14 protein-coding genes and 1 pseudogene are annotated in these 22,077 nt (G+C 72.9%); 2 read left to right on the top strand and 13 right to left on the bottom strand.

Annotated elements, in window-relative coordinates; all coding sequences use genetic code 11:
- Positions 1-127: 127 nt before the first annotated feature.
- Positions 128-1,789, bottom strand: coding sequence for a hypothetical protein (locus CLT71_RS30760; RefSeq protein ID WP_486483548.1), 1,662 nt, complete (start codon positions 1,787-1,789; stop codon positions 128-130).
- Between the two features lie 272 nt (positions 1,790-2,061).
- Here CLT71_RS30760 and CLT71_RS30755 point away from each other — a divergent pair, with 272 nt between their 5' ends.
- Entirely contained in the window at positions 2,062-3,243 is a 1,182-nt protein-coding gene (locus CLT71_RS30755) for a PQQ-dependent sugar dehydrogenase (RefSeq protein WP_101371940.1), read from the top strand.
- Between the two features lie 136 nt (positions 3,244-3,379).
- On the top strand, positions 3,380-5,008 hold the full coding sequence (locus tag CLT71_RS30750) for a metallophosphoesterase (protein WP_101370171.1): 1,629 nt from the start codon (positions 3,380-3,382) through the stop codon (positions 5,006-5,008).
- 74 nt (positions 5,009-5,082) lie between these two features.
- Here the strand turns inward: CLT71_RS30750 and gatB are convergent, their stop codons facing one another.
- From gatB to CLT71_RS30690, 12 genes and pseudogenes are all read right to left on the bottom strand, one after another.
- Positions 5,083-6,600 (bottom strand): Asp-tRNA(Asn)/Glu-tRNA(Gln) amidotransferase subunit GatB, encoded by a 1,518-nt coding sequence (gatB, locus tag CLT71_RS30745; protein ID WP_101370170.1) that lies wholly within the window; start codon positions 6,598-6,600, stop codon positions 5,083-5,085.
- 136 nt (positions 6,601-6,736) lie between these two features.
- On the bottom strand, positions 6,737-8,671 hold the full coding sequence (locus CLT71_RS30740; RefSeq protein WP_101370169.1) for an arabinofuranosyltransferase: 1,935 nt from the start codon (positions 8,669-8,671) through the stop codon (positions 6,737-6,739).
- Positions 8,672-8,801: 130 nt separating this feature from the next.
- Positions 8,802-9,485 carry a response regulator transcription factor gene (locus CLT71_RS30735; protein WP_101370168.1) on the bottom strand — a complete coding sequence of 228 codons (684 nt, stop codon included), beginning with the start codon at positions 9,483-9,485 and terminating at the stop codon, positions 8,802-8,804.
- Positions 9,482-10,750: a sensor histidine kinase gene (locus CLT71_RS30730; protein WP_486483547.1), complete on the bottom strand. Its 1,269-nt coding sequence runs from the start codon at positions 10,748-10,750 to the stop codon at positions 9,482-9,484. The genes CLT71_RS30735 and CLT71_RS30730 overlap by 4 nt, the downstream gene beginning before the upstream one ends.
- A gap of 161 nt (positions 10,751-10,911) precedes the next feature.
- Positions 10,912-11,721: a DUF1129 domain-containing protein gene (locus CLT71_RS30725; RefSeq protein ID WP_101370167.1), complete on the bottom strand. Its 810-nt coding sequence runs from the start codon at positions 11,719-11,721 to the stop codon at positions 10,912-10,914.
- A gap of 138 nt (positions 11,722-11,859) precedes the next feature.
- Positions 11,860-12,954 (bottom strand): hypothetical protein, encoded by a 1,095-nt coding sequence (locus CLT71_RS30720; RefSeq protein WP_143743675.1) that lies wholly within the window; start codon positions 12,952-12,954, stop codon positions 11,860-11,862.
- A gap of 236 nt (positions 12,955-13,190) precedes the next feature.
- The gene (locus CLT71_RS30715; RefSeq protein WP_101370165.1) at positions 13,191-13,865 is read right to left on the bottom strand and encodes a GNAT family N-acetyltransferase; all 675 of its coding nucleotides are present in this window, start codon (positions 13,863-13,865) and stop codon (positions 13,191-13,193) included.
- Between the two features lie 122 nt (positions 13,866-13,987).
- Positions 13,988-15,463, bottom strand: coding sequence for an Asp-tRNA(Asn)/Glu-tRNA(Gln) amidotransferase subunit GatA (gene gatA, locus CLT71_RS30710; RefSeq protein ID WP_101371938.1), 1,476 nt, complete (start codon positions 15,461-15,463; stop codon positions 13,988-13,990).
- A 5-nt stretch (positions 15,464-15,468) separates the two neighbouring features.
- The gene (gene gatC / locus CLT71_RS30705; protein WP_101371937.1) at positions 15,469-15,810 is read right to left on the bottom strand and encodes an Asp-tRNA(Asn)/Glu-tRNA(Gln) amidotransferase subunit GatC; all 342 of its coding nucleotides are present in this window, start codon (positions 15,808-15,810) and stop codon (positions 15,469-15,471) included.
- Between the two features lie 688 nt (positions 15,811-16,498).
- Positions 16,499-18,593 (bottom strand): annotated as a pseudogene (locus tag CLT71_RS30700) (putative bifunctional diguanylate cyclase/phosphodiesterase); the annotation flags it as partial.
- Between the two features lie 180 nt (positions 18,594-18,773).
- Positions 18,774-20,903, bottom strand: coding sequence for an NAD-dependent DNA ligase LigA (gene ligA / locus CLT71_RS30695; RefSeq protein ID WP_101371936.1), 2,130 nt, complete (start codon positions 20,901-20,903; stop codon positions 18,774-18,776).
- A gap of 115 nt (positions 20,904-21,018) precedes the next feature.
- Positions 21,019-22,041, bottom strand: coding sequence for an ADP-ribosylglycohydrolase family protein (locus CLT71_RS30690; protein WP_101371935.1), 1,023 nt, complete (start codon positions 22,039-22,041; stop codon positions 21,019-21,021).
- Positions 22,042-22,077 lie beyond the last annotated feature (36 nt).

Below are 22,077 nucleotides of genomic sequence, written 5' to 3'. Positions count from 1 at the left end.
GGGCCCGACGATAGTCCCCGGCTGCCGGGCGCCGGCGGTCGCCCTCGCCACCGGCGGCCGGCAAAGCGCCTGGCCGGGCCCTGTCGAACCGTGCCACTGCGCGGCGCCGCGCCAGTACCGGCCGGTCTCAGCGCAGCGGCAGGCCGACCGGCCCGGCCGGCTGGTAGACGTGGTGTCCGGCCACGGTGCTGACGGTGAACGGCAGGCCGCGCTCGCCCAGGTGTGCCCGGACAGCGGTGTCCAGCGCGGACCGCTCGGCGAGCACGAACGCCGGCCGGTCCGCGTCGGCGACGAGCCCCGGATAGCGGGGATGACGGTCCCAGCCGGGCCGCAGGTCGGCGCCGAGCACGCCGCAGACGATCCGTTCCCGGCTGAGGAAGATGACGTCGTAGCAGGTCCAGTAGTCGGTGTAGAACCGGTGCACGCCCAGCCGGTCGAGCCCGGCGACCAGGTCCCGGCGCTGGGCGGTCCTCCCGGCCAGTTCCGGGGCGGCCGCGACCAGGGCGGCGCTGGCCAGCAACATGCTGACGGCGAGTCCGGCGAGCGGGGCCGCCGCCGCCAGCCGTGCCGCCGCCGCCAGCCGGGGACGGCTTGGGATCGGGTTGCCGGGCGGCCGGGCCAGCACCGACCAGAGCGGCCAGATCACGGCCGGAGTCGAGATCAGCAGTGCCGAGAGGTAGCGGGCGCTCTCCACCGGAGTCGACGCGGCGGCGCCGCTGGTGGCGTACGCCAGCAGGGTCAGCGCCGCACCGGCGAGCAGGGCGAGTCGACCGGCCTGCCGGACCCGCTCCGCCGTGCCGGGGCCGGCGGGCCGGTCGCGATCCGGCCGGTCGGTGGCGCCGCGCAACGCCCGCCAGGCCAGCCAGGCGGCGACGGCCAGCAGCACCGGGTAGCCGACTCCCCAGCCGAACTGCCAGGGCGCGCACCGGCCGGGCGGGCAGAGTCCGGTACCCATCGGCACTCCGAACAGGACGCCGCCGTGCAGCCGCTCCGGCCAGGAACCGGTGCCGCCGCCGAGCGAGGCGTAGACGGCCAGCGAGCGGTTTCCGGGCGCGGCGGTCAGGTTGTGCGCCACGATCGGGACGAGTCCGACCGCCAGCCCGGCACCGAGTGCCAGCCCGGCCCGGCCGGCCAGCGCCCGCCAGCGGAATCCGAGCAGCACCGCGGCTGCCGCGCCGACGTACGGCAGGATCAGCCAGTCGTCCCAGAGGGTGAGCCCGGCGACCAGCCCGAAGCCCGCGTACGCCGGGGCGGGTCGGCGGAACGCGCCGAGGCCCAGGTTGACCGCCAGCAGGACGAGCAGGGCGCCGGCCGGGTTCATCTCCGGATAGCCACCGCCCGCGATGAGCTGGTTCTTCACGATCCGGTCCGAGCCGAGGGCGAGCAGACCGACGGTGACCGTCGCCAGCCAGGGGGTGTAGAGCCGGCGGGTGAGCTGCCACATCAGCGCCAGGAAGGCGGCGTAGAGCAGCAGGTTGGGCAGCCGTAGCAGCAGGGTCGACGAGCCGAGCAGCGCGAAGAGCGGCGCGGCGAGATAGGACTCCAGGGCACCCATGTAGTACTGGCCGTAGAAGAAGAGCGGAAACTCCCGCCCCTGCGCGATGTGCCGGGCCACCAGTCCGGTGACCGCCTCGTCGCTGTTGCCCGGTGGTACGTCGCCGAGCAGCAGCACCAACCGGTAGCCGACCCCGAGCACGCCGAGTACGGCGGCGACGCCCCCGGGAGTGGGCCGACGCCGGGCCGGCCGGGATGGCGCACCGGTCAGCTCCGGCGAGGTGGCGAGCGCCATGCCGGGGAGTCTCGCACGACCGGACCGGTGAATCGCCCGGCGACATGCCCGATTGGTCTCCTAAGCGCCGTTCATCGTCACGACGCTCCGGGAACCTGCCCCGGGCGGCGCGACTCGTCCCGCTGACGGGCGCCGATCCCGGCGTCCGGGCGGGGCGACCTGCCGGCCCGACCACGCCGGCCGGCGCCGGCGAGCAGCGACGACTCCGGAAGATCGGTGGAATGATCGAGCGACCCGACGGCACGCGGTGGGATCGGACTACGCTGGGCCGGGTGAGCGCTCGCCCGTACCCCAGACCCAGCCGTCGACGCGCGGCGGTCGCGCTCTGTGCGGCGGCCGTGCTCCTCACCAGTGGTTGTGCCTTCGGCGAGCCGGAACCGGATCCGGCCGGCGAACCGCCGAGGTTTCCCACCCCCTCCGTCTCGCCCAGCCAGACCGGGGCCGGTCAGCAGGTCGCGGCGACGGTACTGGCCACGGGGTTGCAGATCCCGTGGGGGATCGCGTTCCTGCCCGACGGCGGCGCGCTGGTGACCGAGCGGGACACTGCCAAGATCCTGAAGGTCGGGCCGGAGTCCGACACGAAGGGCCTCAAGGTCAGCACCGTGCAGACCCTCGACGAGGTCGACGCGGCCGGCGAGGGCGGCCTGCTCGGGATCGCCGTCTCCCCGGCCTACCAGCGGGACAAAACGGTCTTCGTCTACTACTCGACATCCGAGGACAACCGGATCGCCAAGCTGACCCTGGGCGCCCGGCCGACGCCTATCGTCACCGGCATCCCGCTCTCCGGCATCCACAACGGCGGGCGGCTCGGCTTCGGCCCGGACGGATTCCTCTACGCCACCACCGGGGATGCCTCGGAACGCGGCCTCTCCCAGGACCTCAAGAGCCTCGGTGGCAAGATCCTCCGGATGACCCCGGCCGGCAAGCCGGCCCCGGGCAACCCGTTCCCGAACTCCCTGGTCTGGTCCTACGGGCACCGCAACGTGCAGGGCATCGCCTGGGACGCCGACAAGCGGCTCTACGCCACCGAGTTCGGGCAGAACCAGTGGGACGAGGTCAACCTGATCACCCCGGGCAAGAACTACGGCTGGCCCGAGGTCGAGGGGCGGGGCGGAAACGGCGCCGATGCCGAGAAGTACGTCGATCCGCTCGTCACCTGGAGCACCGCCGAGGCGTCCTGTTCCGGGGCGGCGATGATCGAACGCGTCTTCGTGGCCGCCTGCCTGCGGGGCGAACGGCTCTGGCTCGTGGAACTCACCGCGAAAGGCACCGTACTGGGCCAGCCCCGTCCGCTGCTCGTCGGCGAGTACGGCCGGCTCCGCGCCGCGGCCGCCGCGCCTGACGGCTCGTTGTGGATCTCCACGTCCAACCACGACGGCAAGCGCGACCCCGCCCCGGAGGACGACCGGATCTTCCGGCTGGTCTTCTCCGGCGGAGCGGCCGGCCGGAGCTGACCCCTTCCGCCGGGCGGGCGGGGAATCCTTCCGGCGGGCGGACGCGGCTGGTGAGTTGGCTCATACCCGCGGTGGAAATGGCCCGGCACCTGCGGCGGGTTTCGAAGATGTCGCTATGGGCAGGTGATGATGGAGCATGGACAGGCGGAGGAATGACACCCGGGCCGCCGGCGGCACGATGCCGCCGGCGGCTCGGCGTGTGCTGGGCTGGTCGCGTACCGCCGTACGGGGCTGCCGCACCGTCCTGACCTCGAAACCGAGCCGTCGGGCCGGAGTTGCCCTGTCGATCATCGGCGTCACGGTGGTCGGGATCGTCGTCGGCGCCCTGCTCGGTGGACGGATGCAGACCGACATCGGGCCGTTCCGGGCGGAAATGGCGATCACCCCCTCGGTAGAGGGCGGCACCACCGTCACCATCCCGCCGCTCGGCGCACTCCAGCTCAGCAGCCACGCCGGCCCCGCGCACCTCTCCGTCCGGCTCGGCTCGCTCGACCAGCGCCGCACCGAGGCACTCATCGACGATCCGGCAAGCATCAGCCGGGCCAGCCAGTCCGCCGTCGGCGACGTGACGAACGGGGTGATCCGGGTCGGGATCCGCACCGTCGCGGTCTCCGTACTGGCCAGCATGATCCTGGCGGCGCTGGTCTTCCGGCGTACCCGCCGGGTTGCCTGGGCCGGCGGGCTGGCGCTGGTGATCACCGGTGGCAGCCTCGGCATCGCCGCGCTTACCTTCCGGCCGGACTCGATCGAGGAGCCGCGTTACGAGGGGTTGCTGGTCAACGCCCCGGCGATCGTCGGCGACGCCCGGCGGATCGCCAACGACTACGGCCGGTACGCCGACCAGCTCCAGCGGATGGTCGGCAACGTCAGCCAGCTCTACACCACCGTCTCCACCCTGCCGGTCTTCGACCAGGAGCAGGGCACCGTACGGGTGCTGCACGTCTCGGACCTGCACCTGAACCCGACCGCCTGGCAGGTGGTCCGGACCGTTGTCGAACAGTTCAAGATCGACGTGGTGATCGACACCGGCGACATGACCGACTGGGGCAGCGAGCCGGAGGCGTCCTTCGTCGGCTCCATCGGCCTGCTGAAGGTCCCGTACCTCTTCATCCGCGGCAACCACGACTCGCCGGCCACCGCCGCCGCCGTCGGCCGGCAGCCGAACGCGATCGTGCTGGACAACTCGATAGTCGACGTCGCCGGGTTGCGGATCGCCGGCATCGGGGACCCCCGGTTCACCCCGGACAAGGAGACCTCACCGGCCGGCTCCGGCGCCCTGCCACAGACCGTCGACCAGGTCGCCGGGGCCGGGGCACGGCTCGCCTCGACGATCCGGGCCGCGGGCGAGCCGGTCGACATCGCCCTGGTGCACGACCCGGCGTCGGCCGACGCGCTCTCCGGCGTCGTACCGCTGGTGCTGGCCGGGCACACCCACAACCGCGAGGTACGCGAGCTGCCGCAGGTGCCGGACGCGATGCCGACCCAGCTACAGGTGCAGGGTTCCACCGGCGGGGCGGGGCTGCGCGGCCTGGAGGGGGACAAGCCGACCCCGCTGGCGATGTCGGTGCTCTACTTCAACGAGCAGCGGGCGCTCCAGGCGTACGACGACATCCTGCTCGGCGGCACCGGTGAGGCGCAGGTCAACCTGGAACGGCACGTCGTGCGGGAGCCGGAGCCGCCGATACCGGCCACCCCGACCCCCGGTACGCCAACTCCGACGTCTCCCGGCGCGCCGACCCCGGCCAGCCCGACCCCCACCGGCTGACCTCGCCCGCCCAGGGTGTAAGGAAGGGCCCCCGCTACAACAGAAAACGATAAGCGGGGGCCCTTCCTTACACCTCAGCCCTCGACGCCGAGCCGGGACAGGATCAGCGAGCGGACGGTCTTGGCGTCCGCTCCCCGGGTGCTCTTCATGACGGCACCGACCAGAGCACCGGCCGCCGCCACCTTGCCGTCGCGCACCTTCGCCGCGATCTCCGGGTTGGCCGCGATCGCCTCGTCCACGGCGGCGGTCAGCGCACCGGTGTCGGAGACCACCTCCAGGCCCCGGGCGGTCATGATCTCGCTCGGCGAGCCCTCGCCGGCCACCACACCCTCCAGCACGGTACGGGCCAGCTTGTCGTTGAGCTTCCCCGCGTCGACCAGCTTCTGCAGCTCGGCGACCTGGGCCGGGGTGGCGCCGACGGCGGCCAGCTCGACACCGGCCTCGTTGGCCCGCCGGGACAGCTCGCCGAGCCACCACTTCCGGGCACCCGCCGGGGTGGTGCCGGCGGCCACGGTCTGCTCGATCAGCTCGACCGCACCGGCGTTCAGCACCGACTGCATGTCGTGGTCGTTGAGCCCCCACTCCTGCTGCAACCGTCGCCGGTGCACCCGGGGCAGCTCCGGAAGGCCCGCCTTCAGCTCGGCGACCCAGGCCGAATCCGGGGCCAGCGGCACCAGGTCCGGCTCGGGGAAGTAGCGGTAGTCGGTGGCGGTCTCCTTGGACCGGCCCGGCGTGGTGTCGCCGGTGTCCTCGTGGAAGTGCCGGGTCTCCTGCACGATCCGGCCACCCGAGTCGAGTACGGCCGCCTGGCGCAACATCTCCGAACGGACCGCCCGCTCGACCGAGCGCAGCGAGTTGACGTTCTTGGTCTCGGTCCGGGTGCCCCACTCGGCGGAGCCGGCCGGCGACAGCGACGTGTTCACGTCGCAGCGCAGCGAGCCCTCCTCCATCCGGACGTCGGAGACGCCGAGCGAGCGGATCACGTCCCGCAGCTCGGTGACGTACGCCCGGGCCACGATCGGGGCCTTGGCGCCGGTACCCGGGATCGGCTTGGTGACGATCTCGACCAGCGGGATGCCGGCCCGGTTGTAGTCGACAAGCGACTCGGTCGCGCCGTGGATCCGCCCGGTGGCACCGCCGACGTGCAGCGTCTTGCCGGTGTCCTCCTCCAGGTGCACCCGCTCGATGCCGACCCGGAACAGCTCGGGCTCACCGCTCTCGCCGACGATCTCCACATCGAGCCAGCCGTCCACGCAGAGCGGCTCGTCGTACTGGCTGATCTGGTAGTTCTTCGGCATGTCCGGGTAGAAGTAGTTCTTCCGGGCGAACCGGCTCCACGGCGCGATCGAGCAGTTCAGCGCGAGCCCGATCCGGATCGTCGCCTCGATCGCGGCCTTGTTCGCCACCGGCAGCGAGCCGGGCAGCCCGAGGCAGACCGGGCAGACCCGGGTGTTCGGCTCGCCGCCGAAGTCGGTCGGGCAACCGCAGAACATCTTGGTCTTCGTGCCCAGTTCGACGTGGGTCTCCAGGCCGATCACCGGGGCGTAGCGCTCGACGACGTCGTCGTACGAGGGCAGGACGGTCGTGCTCATCAAGACTCCAGCTCTCGGGCGGCAGCCGGCCCCCCGGCGGCATCCGGACAGAACCCTGCAAGCCTAATCGTTGCCCCGACCCGGGCTCGCCCGGGTTTCGCCGCCGGTCCCGGAAACAGCGATCAGGGATCAGGGATCAGGGCCTACGCACGGCCACCAGGTATCCGTCGATCGTCGTGCTGTCGAAGTGCTCCGCCCCGATCAGCCGGACCGGTATCCGGACGGTCCGACTCCTGGTGCCGAACGGGAAGGCGTCGTCGGAACTGTGGAAAATCAGATGCTCCTTCTCGACGCGCAGCACCAGGACGTCGATCCGGTCGTACGGGTTGTCCGCCGTCCGGTCGGCGAACTCGGCCGGGCCGCCCGCCCGGGCCGCCTCGTCCAGGAAGTCCAGCCGGTCGTGATAGCGGGCGGTCGGATGGGAGTAGTTGGCGGTCCACTGCACGAACCCGTAGTAGGGGTAGAAGGCGAAGAGGTTCGCCCGGTCCGAGAGCACGACCGGATGCCCGGAGCCCTGGTACCGCTCGGAGATCGCCGCGTGCACCGCCTCCGCCGCCGGCAGTTTCGGCTTCGCCTCCTCGTCGTGGAAGCCGGGCAGCCGGCCGTCCGGAAACGTCTCGTTGTGCGCCACCCGGATGCGGTCGTCGTCGACCACCGTGGTGACGAACCGGTCGGTGGCGAATACCGCGAGCAGCACGCCGCCGAGGGCCACCACCCGCCAGAACTGCCCGGTGGACACGGCCGCGGCCGGCAGCCGGTCGACTGCGTACCGGGCCAGCCTGACCAGCCCCAACGCCGCTCCGGCCAGCAGCACCACCGGGACCAGTGCCTTCATCCGGAACGACATCAGCGGCATGTCGACGGCGGTGAAGAGCCAGCCCAGCGCGTGCCAGACATAGAGGGAGACGAGGATGATCAGCAGGGACCGGGACAGCGCCTCCCGGAGCGTCACGACCAGGAATCCGAGGCCGAAGAGACACAGCGCGCCGAGCACCGAGGGCGAGAGCATCGGCAGGGCCAGGTCGCCGGAGTTCAGGGTGATCCACCGGTTGTTCAGCGACTCGAACTGCGTGGCGGTCAGGAAGTTCCAGGCCAGCGGCGCCCAGTACGGCGCGGCTCCGGCCGCTGCGATGCCCAGCACCCCGAGGCCCCGCCCGGCGACCCGCCAACTGAACTCCCCGCGCCACCGCTGCACCGCCAGGAACAGGGCGAACACGATGACGAAGCCGAAAAAGTAGTAGTAGTAGACGCAGAACAGCAGCGCACCGATCAGGCCGAGTACGACCGGGTGCCGGGGCCGCAGGCCGGGTCGGGTCAGCCCGTGCACCGCCTCCAGCCACCACGGCACGATAGCGACCAGGACCAGCCAGCCGTACGACTCGTACAGCTCGGGGGCGACCAGCGGCACGGCGGAGATGAGCGCCGCGACCCGCAGCGGCACCAGGCGGCGCCAGAGCAGGTACGAGATGAGCGGTGTGAGGAAAGCGGTCGCGATCAGGCCGTACTTGAGCATCTTCCACGGCGCCACCCCGGCCAGGTCGGCGGCCCGGCCGAGCAGCCAGAAGAAGCCGGGCGCGTAGTAGGCCGGCAGGTCCCGGTAGGTGTAGTCGGCGAGCTGCCACGAGTCGGCGAACCGGGTGACGATCGCGGTCCGGAACGTCTGGTCACCCTGCAACCCGTTGGCGTCGAACGGGGTGCCGTGCAACGCGGTCATCAGCGTCAACGCGGCGAGGCCGCCGAAGAGCGCCGGCAGCAGGTCGGCGTCCCAGCTCTGGCCCCGCCGCCGGGCCCACCAGACGGCGAGCACGGCGAGAGCGGCGACGACAAGCGCGGCGGTGTGCAGTCCGTACTCGGTACGCCCGGACCGAGGGCTGACCCCGGCCCGTACCGCCATGGCGTGGATGGCCAGCACCACCAGTCCGGCGGCACCGGCGAAGAGCAGTGGTCGGAGCGCCGACAGGCCGCGCCGGACGAACCCGGCGGCCGGAGAGGTTCGGGGAGGTTCCGGTCGCGTCGCCGATCGTTCGGGTGTGCGGGTGGGCTGTTCCTGAGTGGCGACACCGTGCTCCACGTATCCCGCCAATCTCCCCTGTGGATGTGACCGGATGCAGGCTAGCCGAATCCGGCGGCCGCTACGGTTCCGCTGTTCCACCGATGCCCGTCGATCGAACGGCTACCCGACCTGCTCCGGCCGGCCGGGTTCAACCTGGCGGTTCGGCCGGGGTGCCGGGGCGGACCAGGCCGGTCTCGTACGCCACGATCACCAACTGGACCCGGTCCCGGACGCCGAGCTTGGCGATCGCCCGGCTGATGTGGGTCTTGGCGGTCAGCGGGCTGATGAAGAGGCGCCCGGCGATCTGCTCGTTGGACAGCCCGGTGGCGACCAGCCGGAGCACCTCGCGCTCCCGTTCGGTGAGCACCGCCAGCCGTGCCTCGGTGTCGGTGGCCGCCACCGGCCGGTGTGCGAACTGTTCGATGACCCGGCGGGTGACGCTCGGCGAGAGCAGCGCCTCGCCCGCGGCGACGATCCCGACCGCGTGGCGCAGCTGGGCTGGCTCGATCTCCTTCGTGAGGAAGCCGCTCGCGCCGGCCCGCAGGGCGGCGAAGACGTACTCGTCGGTCTCGAAGGTGGTCAGGATGATCACCCGGCAGCCGGACATCTCCGGATCGGTCACGATCCGTTCGGTGGCGGCGAGACCGTCCAACCCCGGCATCCGGATGTCCATCAGCACCACGTCCGGGCGCAGGCTACGAGCCAGCCGGACCGCCTCGTCGCCGCTGCCCGCCTCGCCCACCACCTCGATCTCCCGGCCCCGGCGCAGCAGGCTGCGGAATCCGGCCCGCACCAGGGCCTGGTCGTCGGCGAGCAGCACCCTGGTCGTCACGGTCGGAAGCCTGCCACAGGGATCGTGGCGCGCACCGCGTAGCCGCCACCGTCGGCCGCTCCGGCGGAGAAGGTGCCGCCGAGGGCCGCGACCCGCTCCCGCATCCCGTTGATCCCGTGCCCCGGCACCGCCGCCGGGCCGGGGCCGCCGCCGTCGTCGCGCACCTCCAGCCGTACCGACCCGGTGCCGATCGCCAACCGCACGGTGGCCCGGCGGGCACCAGCGTGCTGCACCGCGTTGGTCAGGGCTTCCTGGATCACCCGGTGGCAGGCCAGCGCCACCGGCGCGGCGACAGTTCCGGGGTCGCCGGTGACATCGACGGCCACCTCCAGGCCGCTGGCCCGGGTGCGGGCGGCGAGTTCGGCCAGGCCGTCCAGGTCGGGCTGCGGGGCCGGCACGGCGTCCGCGTCGGGCCGGTCGCCCGGGGCGCGCAGCACGTCGATCAGCGACCGCAGGTCCGCCACCGCCTTGGCCCGGACCTCCTGGGCGGTACGCAGCGCGGCCCGCGCCTCGTCGGTGGAGTCGTCCAGCGCCTCGTCCACCACCCGCAACTGCACCCCCACCACGGTCAGCGTGTGCGCCACCACGTCGTGCAGCTCACGGGCGATCTGCAACCGCTCCTCGGCGGCCCGGCGATCCGCCTCCAGCCGCCGTTCCTGCTCTGCGTGGGCCAGTCCGGCGGCGAGTTCGGTGCGCCAGCGAAGCCAGTTCCGGAACGCGACCGCGACCGCGATGGTCAGGGCCAGGCCGAGCGCCTCCCCGCCGACCTCGCCGATCGCCCGCTGCACGTCCTGGCCCTCGACCGTCCACTGCCAGTTGACCGCGAAGGTCAGCTGGAACAGCCCGGCCCCGACCGCCCAGCGCAGGCCGTGGCGTCGTGGGGTGTCGTCGGCGGCGAGCTGGAAGAAGATCACCGAGGCCGGCCAGACCCAGCCGGCGTCGGTCAGCTCGGCGATCCGGAACGCGGTGACCGCCGACAGGCTGGCCAGCAGGGTCGCCACCGGCCAGCGGCGGCGCAGCAGCAGGAACAGCGCCAGCCAGCTGGCCAGCGGCAGGGTGCCCTCGTAGGTGATCGGCGCACCGGCGACCGCGGTGCCGACAGGTACCCCGAGCAGGGTCAGCGCGACCAGGCCCAAGGTGGTCCAGACCGGCCGGCGCCGCATGGCGGGACCGTCGGCCGGGTCTGCGTTCCGGGCCGGTGTCCGCTGGTCGGCTCCGACCACCGCCCGCACCGGCTCCGGCGATCGCGGGACCGTCGTTGTCATCCTGACCTCCTCGTCGGCAAGCCTGCCCCACACCTCGTGAGGTCGACGAGACCGACGCTAGGCGGCAGGGGCCGGCCGCGCGTCAGCCCACGGCCGACGCCCGGGGCTGCTTGCCTGGAGCACCGCGTACACCGGATGGCGTACCGGCCGGGCGGTGGCGGTCAGGAGGGGTTGCCGCGACCGAGCAGTACGGTGACGACGAGTACGCAGAGCAGCGCCACCGGCAGACTCCAGCGGACGAGCCGCCGGGTACGCAGGTCCGGGCGATCCGCTGCGGCTTCCGGGCCCGCCCCGGCGGGCGGGCCGACGGAGAGCCGCCCGGCGGCGAGCGGCCACCAGGCGGCCACCAGCAGCAGTACGCCGGCACCGAGCGGCAACCACCCGGGGACGCGTACCACCACCTGTTGCCAGACCAGCCCGGGTACCGCCGTCAGGGCTGTCGCGGCAGTCCCCACCAGGCCGAACCGCCAGTCCAGAGCCGGCCGGTACGCCCGCCCGGGCCGGAACAGCAGGGCGACGACGATGACGATCCCGGCGACTCCGGCGAGGGCGGAGACGAACTGACCGGCGCGCAGTTCGGCGGTGCCGTACCCGGTGACCGCCTCCACCCCGGCGAGCAGTGCCATCACCCCGACCAGGGTGCTGGCGGCGACGAAGCCGCCCAGCCACGGTGACCGCCGCCCGGGCGGGGCCGGCGCCGCCGTGCGGAGCCCGTGCGCGAGCGCCGCCGCGTACTCGGCCGGCTCGCCGAACGCCTCGGCCGGACCGGTCGCCGGGTCGGCGCAGTACGCGTCCACCTCGGCGAGCGCCGCGCGGATCTCCGCACCGGGTACCCCGAGCCGGCGGGCCTCGGCCGCGAACGCCGTACGCCAGTCGTCCGGCCCGGAGCCTCTGGCGGTGTGACCGGTCGTGGCGAAGCTCTCCGACGCTGTCGGGTCTGCCGTCGACCCGTCACCTGAACCGCCAGTCATGCCAAGGCACCCTAGTGGAGACGCTTGACCGACGGCCTGCGGCGTAATGCGCCCACCAGCACCGTCGGCGGCGCCGCCCGGGGCGGCCGGTCCACCGGCCCACCCCGGACAGCGCCGTTGCGGCGACCTGTCGAACGGTCAGAGGTTCCTGGTCTGGTTGTAGAGGTTCAGCGCGGTGTTGTCGAAGAACGGCGAGATCATGATCGTCGGGCTGACGATCCGGTCGATCCGGCTGTTGACGCCGTACAGGAAGCCGAAGTTGCCGTCCCAGTTGAGCAGCCAGCCACCGCCGCTGGAGCCCCGGGTCATGTCGCAGGGGATCCGGATGGTCTGGGTGGCACCGGGAGACTCCGGCTGCGAGGTACCGGAGCAGCGGAGCAGGTTTCCGCCGTCGAAGGGCGCCTCCTGCGGATAGCCGAAGGCGTTGATCGCCACGTTCAGGCCCCGGTTGACGTCCAGGCCCTGGCCGCCGAGCCGGGCGACGATGTGCTGCCCGTTGAGGGTGTTCATGATCGCCACCGCCATGTCCTCGGCAAAGTTGGAGCTGGCGGTCCAACCCGGCGCCGGAACGAGCCGGGACGCCGTCCAGGTGCCGAACGGTCGGGGATTGGCGAGGTCGTCGTCGAAGGCGGGCACGAAGGCCCAGTTGGTGGCCAGCGCACCACCCGGACCGCCCGGGTGGGTGCAGTGCCCGGCCGTCCAGACGGTGTCCTGACCCTCGGAGTTGACCACCGTCCCGGAGCAGACGAAGTTGCCGGTGGGCAGGGTGAAGAAGACCTTTCCACTGGTACGCGCCGTCGGGTGGTTGGACGCGAAGTTCGGGTTGAGTGCCGCCGGTACCGGACCGGGCTGCGGGGTACCCAGCTCACCGGCGGCCGGCGGGATCGTCAGCCGGGCACCCCGGTCGACCGCCTGACGGGTGGACTGTCCACTGTCGACGTACCGCTTGACCGCCTGCCGGTAGGCGGGTGACTCCTCGACCGGCTGCGCCGCCCGCATCCGCTCCGGCGTCCAGTACGCCTCGATCGCCTGGTGCTCGGTGGCGCCCGGCCCGTACGCGGCCCGGCCGGCCGCCCACGCCTCGGCGGTGGCACCCGGGTCCAGCCCCGGTGCGGCGTTCGGCGCGGGTGCGGCGTTCGCCGGCAGGGACAGCGTCAGCGCCGGTGCTGCCGCCACCATCAGGGCGACCGCCACCGACGTCAGCCAACCGGCCCGCTTCGGTAGGACTCTCATGGATCGACTCCTCCTCGGTACGCACGTGCGCCGGACGACGCCGACGCATCTGTTGGAGGAGAGAGTCATCGATGTCCGGTGGCGTCGCCGGCCATCCTGGACCCGGTTGGACCCGGTTGGACAAGGCTGGACGCCGGCCGCCGTCCGACGACGACCCGGACGACCCGATCGCCGCCCGACGGCAACCCCGGACGGCCCGACCGCCGTCCGGTGCACGCCAGCACCGCACCCCGGAGCTACCTGCGGTACGCCCCGGAGACGTCGGCGTGCACGATCCAGCCGAGGGTGCGATAGAGAGCGCGCCCGTCGTCGGTGGCGACCAGGATGCCGGTACGCAGTCCGCGGGCCACCGCCCGCGCGGCAAGGGTACGCATCACGACGCCGCCGAGCCCTCGCCGCCGGTGCGCCGGCTCGGTCTCGACCTGGTCGACGATGCCGTACTCCCCGGCCGGCGCCAGCCGCCCCGCAGCCGCCCTGTCCCCGGCCCGGTCGTGCACCGTGGCGACGAGTACGCCGCTGTCGCGCTCGGCGTCGACCCGGACCGCGTACCCCGGAGGCGCCTCGACGGTCTCCTCGCGGAACCGCACGCTCATCAGGTAGCCGGCCGCTTCCATCGTCCAGCCGTCGGAGAGGGCGGCTCGGAACCCGGCCGGATCACCACTGGCCTTGAGACAGGTGCCGGTGGCGGTCAGTTCGCTGGCCAGCCGGGTGAGCGAGCCGACGTCGTAGGTGTGCAGCACGTGGCGTACCCGATGGTGCGGCAGGCCGACGTCGACCCGGAAGCCGCCGGGCACCTCGACCGGCGCGGGCGTCCCTCGGGAGAGTGCCCAGCCACGCCCCCAGGCCATCACCAGTTCCGGAACGGAGTGGGTGTCAGGGGTGGGGGCGAGGCTGGTGGAGCCGAACGGCATGGATGTCTCCGCGTCGAGGGGTCGGCACGATCCGACCTTATTGCCAAGGGTTGGCAATAAGGTACCGCGCTCCCCCGCTCTCCCGAGCCACCGGGTCGCCCGGGGTCAGGTGCGGCCCCGACTCAGAGTTCCGGTGGGGTGAGGGTGCCGATCACCGACTCCAGCGCGGCACCGACCCGGTACATCCGGTCGTCCGCCATCGTCGGCGCCATGATCTGCAGGCCCACCGGCAGCCCTTCGGAGAGTCCACACGGCACCGAGATGCCCGGCCCGCCGTAGAGGTTGGTCGGGATGGTGAAGAGGTCGGCCAGGTACATCTGGTAGGGGTCCGCCGTGCGCGAGCCGAACGGGAACGCCACGAACGGCGTGGTCGGCGAGATCAGCACGTCGGCCTGCTCGAACGCGGCGGTGAAGTCGCGGGTGATCAGGGTACGCACCTTCTGCGCCTGCCCGTAGTAGGCGTCGTAGTAGCCGGACGAGAGCGCGTACGTGCCGAGCATGATCCGCCGCTTGACCTCGGGGCCGAAGCCGGCGTCCCGGGTCAGCGACATGACCTCCTCCAGCGAGTGCACGCCGTCGTCACCGACCCGCAGCCCGAACCGCACCCCGTCGAACCGGGCGAGGTTCGACGAGCACTCGCTCGGCGCGATCAGGTAGTAGGCCGGCAGCGCGTACTGGAAGTGCGGGCAGGAGACCTCGACGACCTCGGCACCGAGCTTGGTAAGCGCGTCGACGGCGTCCCGGAAGGCGGCCATCACCCCCGGCTCGGCACCCTCGCCGGAGAACTCGGTGACCAGGCCCAGCCTGACCCCGGTCAGGTCGCCGGAGGCACCGGCCCGGGCGGCGGCGACCACGTCCGGCACCGGCGCCGGGATCGAGGTGGAGTCGCGCGGGTCGTGCCCGCCGATCACCTCGTGCAGCAGCGCGGCGTCCAGCACGGTACGCGCACACGGGCCGGGGGTGTCCAGCGACGAGGAGAAGGCGACCAGTCCGTACCGGGAGGTGCCGCCGTAGGTCGGCTTCGCCCCGACGGTACCGGTCACCGCACCCGGCTGCCGGATCGAGCCACCGGTGTCCGAGCCGATCGCCAGCGGCGCCTCGTACGCGGCAAGCGCGGCCGAGCTGCCCCCACCGGAGCCGCCCGGAATCCGGCCCAGGTCCCACGGGTTCCCCGTCGGCCCGTACGCCGAGTATTCCGTCGACGAGCCCATCGCGAACTCGTCCATGTTGGTCTTGCCCAGCATCACCGTGCCGGCCGCCCGGAGCCGTTGCACGATCGTCGAGTCGTACGGCGGGCGCCAGCCCTCAAGGATCTTCGACCCGACCGTGGTCGGTACGCCCCTGGTGGCGAGTACGTCCTTGACCGCCACCGGTACCCCGGCCAGCGGGCCCAACTCCTCCCCGGCGGCCCGCTTCGCGTCGACCGCGCGGGCCGCCTCCAGCGCGCCCTCGGTGTCGACGTGCAGGAAGGCGTGCACCCGGTCGTCGACCGCGGCGATCCGATCCAGGTGCGCCTGGGTCACCTCGACCGCGGACGCCTCGCCGGTGGCGATGAGGGCCGCGACCTCGGTCGCGGTCATCCTGGTCACGTCAGCCATGGTGGTCACGCGTTCCCTTCCGCCGGGCCCTCACCACGAGGGCTGGGCGGCTCGTCCTCGTCCAGGATGCGCGGCACCCGGAACCGGTCCTCCTCGCTGTCCGGTGCCCCGGAGAGCGCCTCCGCCCGGGTCAGCCCGGGCACCACCACGTCGTCGCGCAGCACGTTCGTCAGCGGCACGGAGTGCGAGGTGGGCGGGATGTCGGCGGCGGCCACCTCGCCGACCCGCGCGACGGCCTGGAGGATCACGTCGAGCTGGCCGGCGAAGGTGTCCAGCTCCTCCTCGGTGACGGCGAGCCGCGACAGTCGCGCCAGGTGCGCGACCTCCTCGCGGGAGATGGCGGACATCGGTGCCCCCTTCATGCCTTGACGTCTACGCGGCTTCCGCCGTCGACTTTCCCGGCGCAGCGTGGCACGCGCGCCGCGACCTCAGCGAGTCTATTTGTCACCCCGAGCGCCGCCGTCCCCGACTCCCCCGCACCCCGAACCGCCCCCGGCCACTCTCCGCGAACCGTCCCGGCCGTCCTCCCCGGCCGCCTTCCGCGGACCGTCCCGGCCATCCTCCCCGGCCGCCGTGCGCGGACCGTCCCGGCCGTCCTCCGCGAACCGTCCCCGACCGCCCTCCCCGGCCGCCGGGGTCACTCCACGCTCGGGTGGAGCCGGGCCGCGGCCTCCGCCTTCGCCGGTCCGCCGCTCGCCGCCACCGGCGCAGCCGGGTCGACCGGTGCGGCCAGCACGTCCGGCTCGGTCGTCGGCGTCTCCACCTCTTCGCCGGCACCGCGCCGGCCATCCGGCCCACCGGCCGGCCGGTCCGGCTGCCCGGGCCGTCCGCCGAGCTGCGCCGCACCGTCGCCGTTACGCACCGCCCGTCCGCCGAGCTGCGCGGCCCCATCCTCGTTGCGCACCGCCGGCTCAGCGAGCTGCGCCGCACCGTCGCCGTTGTGCACCGCCCGCTCGCCGAACTGCGCCACCCGGCGATCGTCGCGCCCGGGTCGGCCGTCGTCCCGCCCGGCCGGGGCGCCGGAGCCGGTCCGCTCCGCGCCGGTCGGGGCGGGGCCGCCGGCGCCGACCCGGGCGGCGGGGCTGATCGGCCGGTACCGCGACAGCCAGGTGACCAGCTCCTCCGCCGGCATCGGCCGGGCGAAGAACCAGCCCTGGGCTACCTCGCAGCCGGCCTCGTGCAGCAGTCGCCAGGTGCGCTCGTCCTCCACCCCCTCGGCGACGACCCGCAACCCCAGGGCACCGGCCAGCTCGATCACCGACCTGACGATCGCCGCGTCGTCGGCGTCGGCAACCATCCCGAGTACGAACGAACGGTCGACCTTCACCTCGGCCAGCGGCAACCGGCGCAGGTGCTGCATCGAGGAGTAACCGGTGCCGAAGTCGTCCATCGAGATCGCCACGCCGATCCGGTCCAGCCGGGTGATGGTGGCCAGCACCCGGCGCGGGTCGGCCATCAGCGCGCCCTCGGTCATCTCCAGCTGGATCCGCGACGGCGGTACGCCGTACCTGGCGAGCCGCTCCGCGATCTGGTCGGCGATCTCCCCGGTGTGCAGGTCGCGGACGCTGACGTTCACCGCCGCCCGCAGCTCCAGCCCGGCGGCGGACCACTTGGCGAGCTGCTCCACGACGTCTTCGACGACCCGACGGGTCAGCAGCCGCATCACCGCGCTCTGCTCGGCGACCCGGATCAGCTCCTCCGGGTCGACCATCCCGCGCCGGGGGTGCCGCCAGCGCAGCAGCGCCTCCACCCCGACCACCTCGCCAGTGGCGATCGCGATCTGCGGCTGGTAGTAGAGGGTGATCTCACCGGCGTCGTCGGCCCCGGTCTCCAGTACCCGACGCAGGTCGGCAAGCAGGCTCAGCCGCTCCGCCGAGTTGTGGTCGGACTCGGCGGCGTAGACCGCCACCGGGTCGCCCCGGTGCTTCGCGTCGTACATCGCCACGTCGGCGTGCCGCATCAGGGTGGCGAAATCGGCGCCGTGCTCCGGGTAGAGCGCTATCCCGATCGAGCCGCCGACGTCCAGTGGCAGCCCGTCCAGCGGTACCGGATCGGTCAGCTCCCCGACCACCCGGTCGGCGACCCGCCGAGCGTCGGCCACCCCGTCGAGCCGGGTGGCGAGGATGGCGAACTCGTCCCCGCCGAGCCGGGCGATCACGTGCGGTGGGGGTACGGCGGCGGTGAGCCGGTCGGCGACCTCGACCAGCAGCCGGTCCCCGACGGCGTGCCCGAGAGCGTCGTTCACGTGCTTGAAGCGGTCCAGGTCGAGCAGGAGCAGCGCGAGCTGCCCGCCCGGGGCCTGCTTGCCGGCCAGCTCGGCGTGTACCGCCACCTGCTCGGTCACCTCGACCCGCAGCGCCTCCCGGTTGGCCAGCCCGGTCAGCGGGTCCTGCCGGGCGAGCTGTTCCCGCTCGGCGGAGAGCCGGGCCATCCGGGAGACCGCGTAGAGCGGCAGCACCATCATCGGCACCAGTGCCGGGCTGGTCCGGGCGGCGGCGACCAGCACCGGGGCGAGCAGCAGCAGCGAACCGGTGGCGAGCAGTTCGAAGCCGAGTCCCTGCCGGATCCGGGTCCACCACCGGCCGCCGAAGCGCAGCCGGACGGCGGTGGCGACCAGTCCGTGGTTGACGGTCAGCCAGGCGCCCGCCGCGCCGACCGCGACGAGCACGTCGAGCGGCCGGAGCCGACCGTTCGCACCGAACCCGTCACCGGGTACCAGCCGGACGACCGCGTCGGCGGCGACGAGCGCGCAGGCGTACTGGGCGATGTTGAAGATCGTGCGCCACGGCGCGTACCGCATCCGCCAGCCGGAGACCAGCACGGCGGCGGCCTGTACCGCGATGGCCGGCCCCGGCCCCCACTCCAGTGCCACGGCGAAGGTGAAGCAGATCGACGGGAAGACCGACATGCTGCGCCGCTCGGCGTGCGGGCTGAACGGGCGGGCGTCGAAGGTGACCGCGAGGGCGGCCATCAGCCAGAACGCCAGTGGCAGCCGGGGCAACTCGCCGGGGAGGTCGAGCAGCGACACGGCGGAGACCCCGGCGGCCAGGCCGACGACAGCCCAGACGAAGCCGAAGAACGGCGCCGTCCGATCTGGAGGAACGGAGTTCCGCAGCGCGGCGGCCTCCATGTGACCTCCCGAGCCTCTCGGTACTGGGCGCGGCGGTTGCCGCGCGACGTCTCCCATGAAACGCCCTGACCCGCGCCGGGCGGGAGACGACAGACGCGAATCGGGCCTAGTCGTGACTAACTTGAAATACGACGCATCTTGCCCAGGAGCTTCTGTTACTGAGAGCTGATCGACCCATTACTAATCGTCACTTAGTACGAGCCTACCCGCGGCCTCCGGCCCCTCCGTGAGCAGCGCCACGAAACCGGCCTCGTCGAGCATAGGCACCTTCAGCGCGGCCGCCTTCTCCGCCTTCGACCCCGGGTTGTCGCCGACCACCACGAAGTCTGTCCTCTTCGACACGGAGCCGCTGACCTTGGCGCCCCGCAGCCGTAGCTCCTCGGCCGCCCGGTCCCGGGTGTACTCCGACAGCGTCCCGGTCACCACCACCGTCAACCCCTCCAGCGGGCGCGGACCCTCCTCGACCCGCTCCTCGGCCATCCGTACGCCCGCCTCGGCCCACTTGCGCAGCACCTCGCGGTGCCAGTCCACCTCGAACCACTCCCGCAGGCTGACCGCGATCGTCGGCCCGACACCGTCCACCGCCGACAGTTCCGGCTCGCCGGCCGCCTCGATCGCCGCGATCGAACCGAACTCCCGGGCCAGCGCCTCGGCGGCGGTCGGACCCACGTGCCGGACGGAGAGCGCCACCAGCACCCGGGCCAGCGGCCGGTCCTTCGCCGCGGCGAGGCTCTCCAGCAACTTCTGCGCGTTGCGGCCCAGCGTGCCGTCCTTCTTCACGAAGAACGGCACCCGGGCCAGCCGCTCCTCGTCCAGATAGAAGAGATCACCCTCGTCGGTGACCACTCCCGCGTCGAGCAGCGCGCCGACCGCCTTGAAGCCGAGCACCTCGATGTCCAGCGCCTCCCGGCTGGCCAGATAAAAGATCCGTTCGCGCAGCTGCGCCGGGCAGGTACGCGCGTTCGGGCAGCGGATGTCGACGTCACCGGTACGGGACGGTGCCAGCGCGGTGCCGCAGGCCGGGCAGCGGGTCGGCATCTCGAACCGGCGGGCGTCCGGCGGGCGCAGTTCCACGATCGGCCCGAGCACCTCCGGGATCACGTCACCGGCCTTGCGGATCACCACCGTGTCGCCGATCAGCACCCCCTTGCGCTCCACCTCGTGCGCGTTGTGCAGGGTGGCCCGGGCCACCGTCGAGCCGGCCACCTTCACCGGCCGCAACTCGGCGAACGGGGTCACCCGGCCGGTCCGGCCGACGTTCACCTCGATGTCGAGCAGCTCGGTGGTGACCTCCTCCGGCGGGTACTTGAAGGCGATCGCCCAGCGGGGTGCCCGGCTGGTCGAGCCGAGCCGGCCCTGGATGGCCACCGGGTCGACCTTGACCACCACCCCGTCGATCTCGTGCTCGACGTCGTGCCGGTGCTCGGCGTAGTACTCGACGTACTCGGTGATGCCGGCCAGATCCGGCACCACCCGCCAACGGTCGCTGGTCGGCAGCCCCCAGCCGCGCAGCGCCGCGTACGCCTCGGACTGGGTGGCCGGGGCGAACCCCTGCCGCGCCCCCAGCCCGTGCACCACCAGCCGCAGCGGCCGGCTCGCCGTGATCCGGGGATCCTTCTGCCGCAGGCTGCCCGCCGCCGCGTTGCGCGGGTTGGCGAACGGCGGCTTCCCCTGCTCGACCAGCCCCGCGTTCAGGTCGGCGAAGGCGGCCACCGGGAAGTAGATCTCGCCCCGCACCTCCAGCAGCTCGGGTACGGGTTCGGTGCCGTCGGTCAGCCGCTCCGGCACCTCCCTGAGGGTCCGTACGTTCGCCGTGACGTCCTCACCGATCCGGGTGTCGCCCCGGGTCGCGGCCCGGACCAGCCGGCCCTTCTCGTAGGTGAGGTTGATCGCCAGCCCGTCGACCTTCAGCTCGCACAGGTATTCCACCGGACCGCCGGCATCCCGCTCGATCCGCTCCACCCAGCCCGCCAACTGCTCGGGGGTGAAGGCGTTGTCCAGCGACATCATCCGCTCGATGTGCGGGACCGGGGTGAAGAGCGTGGAGAAGGTGCCGCCGACCCGCTGCGTCGGCGACTCCGGGGTACGCAGCGCCGGATAGCGCTCCTCCAACGCCTCCAGCTCGCGCAGCAGCGCGTCGAACTCGGCGTCGGAGACGATCGGCGCGTCGAGCACGTAGTACCGGTACTGGTGGTCGGTGATCTCGGTGCTCAGCTCCGCGTGCCGGTCCCGCGCCTCGGCGGTCGGCTCCTCGCCGGCCGCCGCCTCCTGCTCCGGCCCGACCTGCTGCGGGATCGCTTCCTCGGACACCTCGACCTCCTCCAACCTCCCCGCAAACCTAACCGCCACGCAAGGAAGGGCCCCCCGTTATCGCTTTCGGTTGTAGAAGGGGCCCTTCCTAACCGGTGTGGTGGCGGGTGGCGGGTCAGTCCCAGCTGGCGCCGAGGGCGGCGAGCTGGTCGGCGTACTCGATGCGGTCGTGCCAGTCGGCGGGCCAGGCCGCCATCCCGTACGCCGCACCGACGAACGCCCCGGCCAGGCAGGCGATCGAGTCCGAGTCGCCGGAGGTGGTGGCGCCCCGGGCCAGCGCCGACACCGGGTCGTCGGAGTGCCGGATCGCGCAGTACAGGGCGGTGGCGAGCGCCTCCTCGGCGATCCAGCCGGCACCGGTGGCCGCACACGGATCGGTACCGTAGTCCGGGGAGGCCAACGCCGCGTCCAGCGCGTCGAGTACTCCGAGGCACTCGTCCCAGCCCCGGGCGATGAAGGTGACCGGGTCGTCGACACCGGGCCGCTGCCACAGGTCACCGAGCCAGTCGGTCCGGTAGACGGTGCGCTGCCGTACCGCCCGGTCGCGCAGCAGGGCCGGCAGCTCGGCCAGGGCCGCGCCGTCGCGCAGCACCCGGACCGCGTACGCGGTCAGTTCGCTCGCGGCGAGCCCGGTCGGGTGGCCGTGGGTCAGCCCGGCCTGCAACTGGGCGACCCCGGCCAGCGTCTCCAGGTCGTAGCCGGGGACCAGGCCGACCGGGGTGACCCGCATGTTGGCGCCGCAGCCCTTCGAGCCGGCGACCGTCGCCGCCTGCCAGCGCAGCCCCTCGGCCAGCCCGCCGCAGGCGCGCAGGCAGGTCGCCCCGGGAGCGCGATCGTTCTCCGGGCTCCGCGCCCAGGCGACGAAGCGCTGCCGGAGCAACGGCTCCAGCAGCTCGGGGGTGACCGTCGGGCCGGCGTCGTGCAGCGCCCAGCCGACCGCCAGCCCCATCTGGGTGTCGTCAGTGACCCGGGCCGGCTGGCCGACCAGCTCGCGGGGACCGGTCGGGCCGTACCGCCGGTGGATCTCGGCGACCGGCAGGAACTCGGTCGGCGCCCCGAGTGCGTCACCGTAGGCCAGCCCGAACAGTGAGCCGGAGGCGCGGGCGGGAGATGGCGAGGCGGTCACCGGATCAGGCATGGCGGCCATCTTCCCGGAGTCGTTCCGGCCCCGCCA

This window comes from Plantactinospora sp. CNZ320 (assembly GCF_002846275.1).
Note: the sequence above shows the minus strand (reverse complement) of the source record. Positions and strands in the feature narration are given on the sequence as shown.

What these genes read in the sequence shown, in the direction of transcription:
- CLT71_RS30720 (WP_143743675.1), bottom strand. Translation starts at nt 12,954, where the DNA reads ATGAGAGTCCTACCGAAGCGGGCCGGTTGGCTGACGTCGGTGGCGGTC.
- CLT71_RS30690 (WP_101371935.1), bottom strand. Translation starts at nt 22,041, where the DNA reads ATGCCTGATCCGGTGACCGCCTCGCCATCTCCCGCCCGCGCCTCCGGC.
- gatC (WP_101371937.1), bottom strand. Translation starts at nt 15,810, where the DNA reads ATGTCCGCCATCTCCCGCGAGGAGGTCGCGCACCTGGCGCGACTGTCG.
- CLT71_RS30725 (WP_101370167.1), bottom strand. Translation starts at nt 11,721, where the DNA reads ATGACTGGCGGTTCAGGTGACGGGTCGACGGCAGACCCGACAGCGTCG.
- CLT71_RS30730 (WP_486483547.1), bottom strand. Translation starts at nt 10,750, where the DNA reads ATGACAACGACGGTCCCGCGATCGCCGGAGCCGGTGCGGGCGGTGGTC.
- gatB (WP_101370170.1), bottom strand. Translation starts at nt 6,600, where the DNA reads ATGAGCACGACCGTCCTGCCCTCGTACGACGACGTCGTCGAGCGCTAC.
- CLT71_RS30750 (WP_101370171.1), top strand. Translation starts at nt 3,380, where the DNA reads ATGGACAGGCGGAGGAATGACACCCGGGCCGCCGGCGGCACGATGCCG.
- CLT71_RS30760 (WP_486483548.1), bottom strand. Translation starts at nt 1,789, where the DNA reads ATGGCGCTCGCCACCTCGCCGGAGCTGACCGGTGCGCCATCCCGGCCG.
- gatA (WP_101371938.1), bottom strand. Translation starts at nt 15,463, where the DNA reads ATGGCTGACGTGACCAGGATGACCGCGACCGAGGTCGCGGCCCTCATC.
- CLT71_RS30715 (WP_101370165.1), bottom strand. Translation starts at nt 13,865, where the DNA reads ATGCCGTTCGGCTCCACCAGCCTCGCCCCCACCCCTGACACCCACTCC.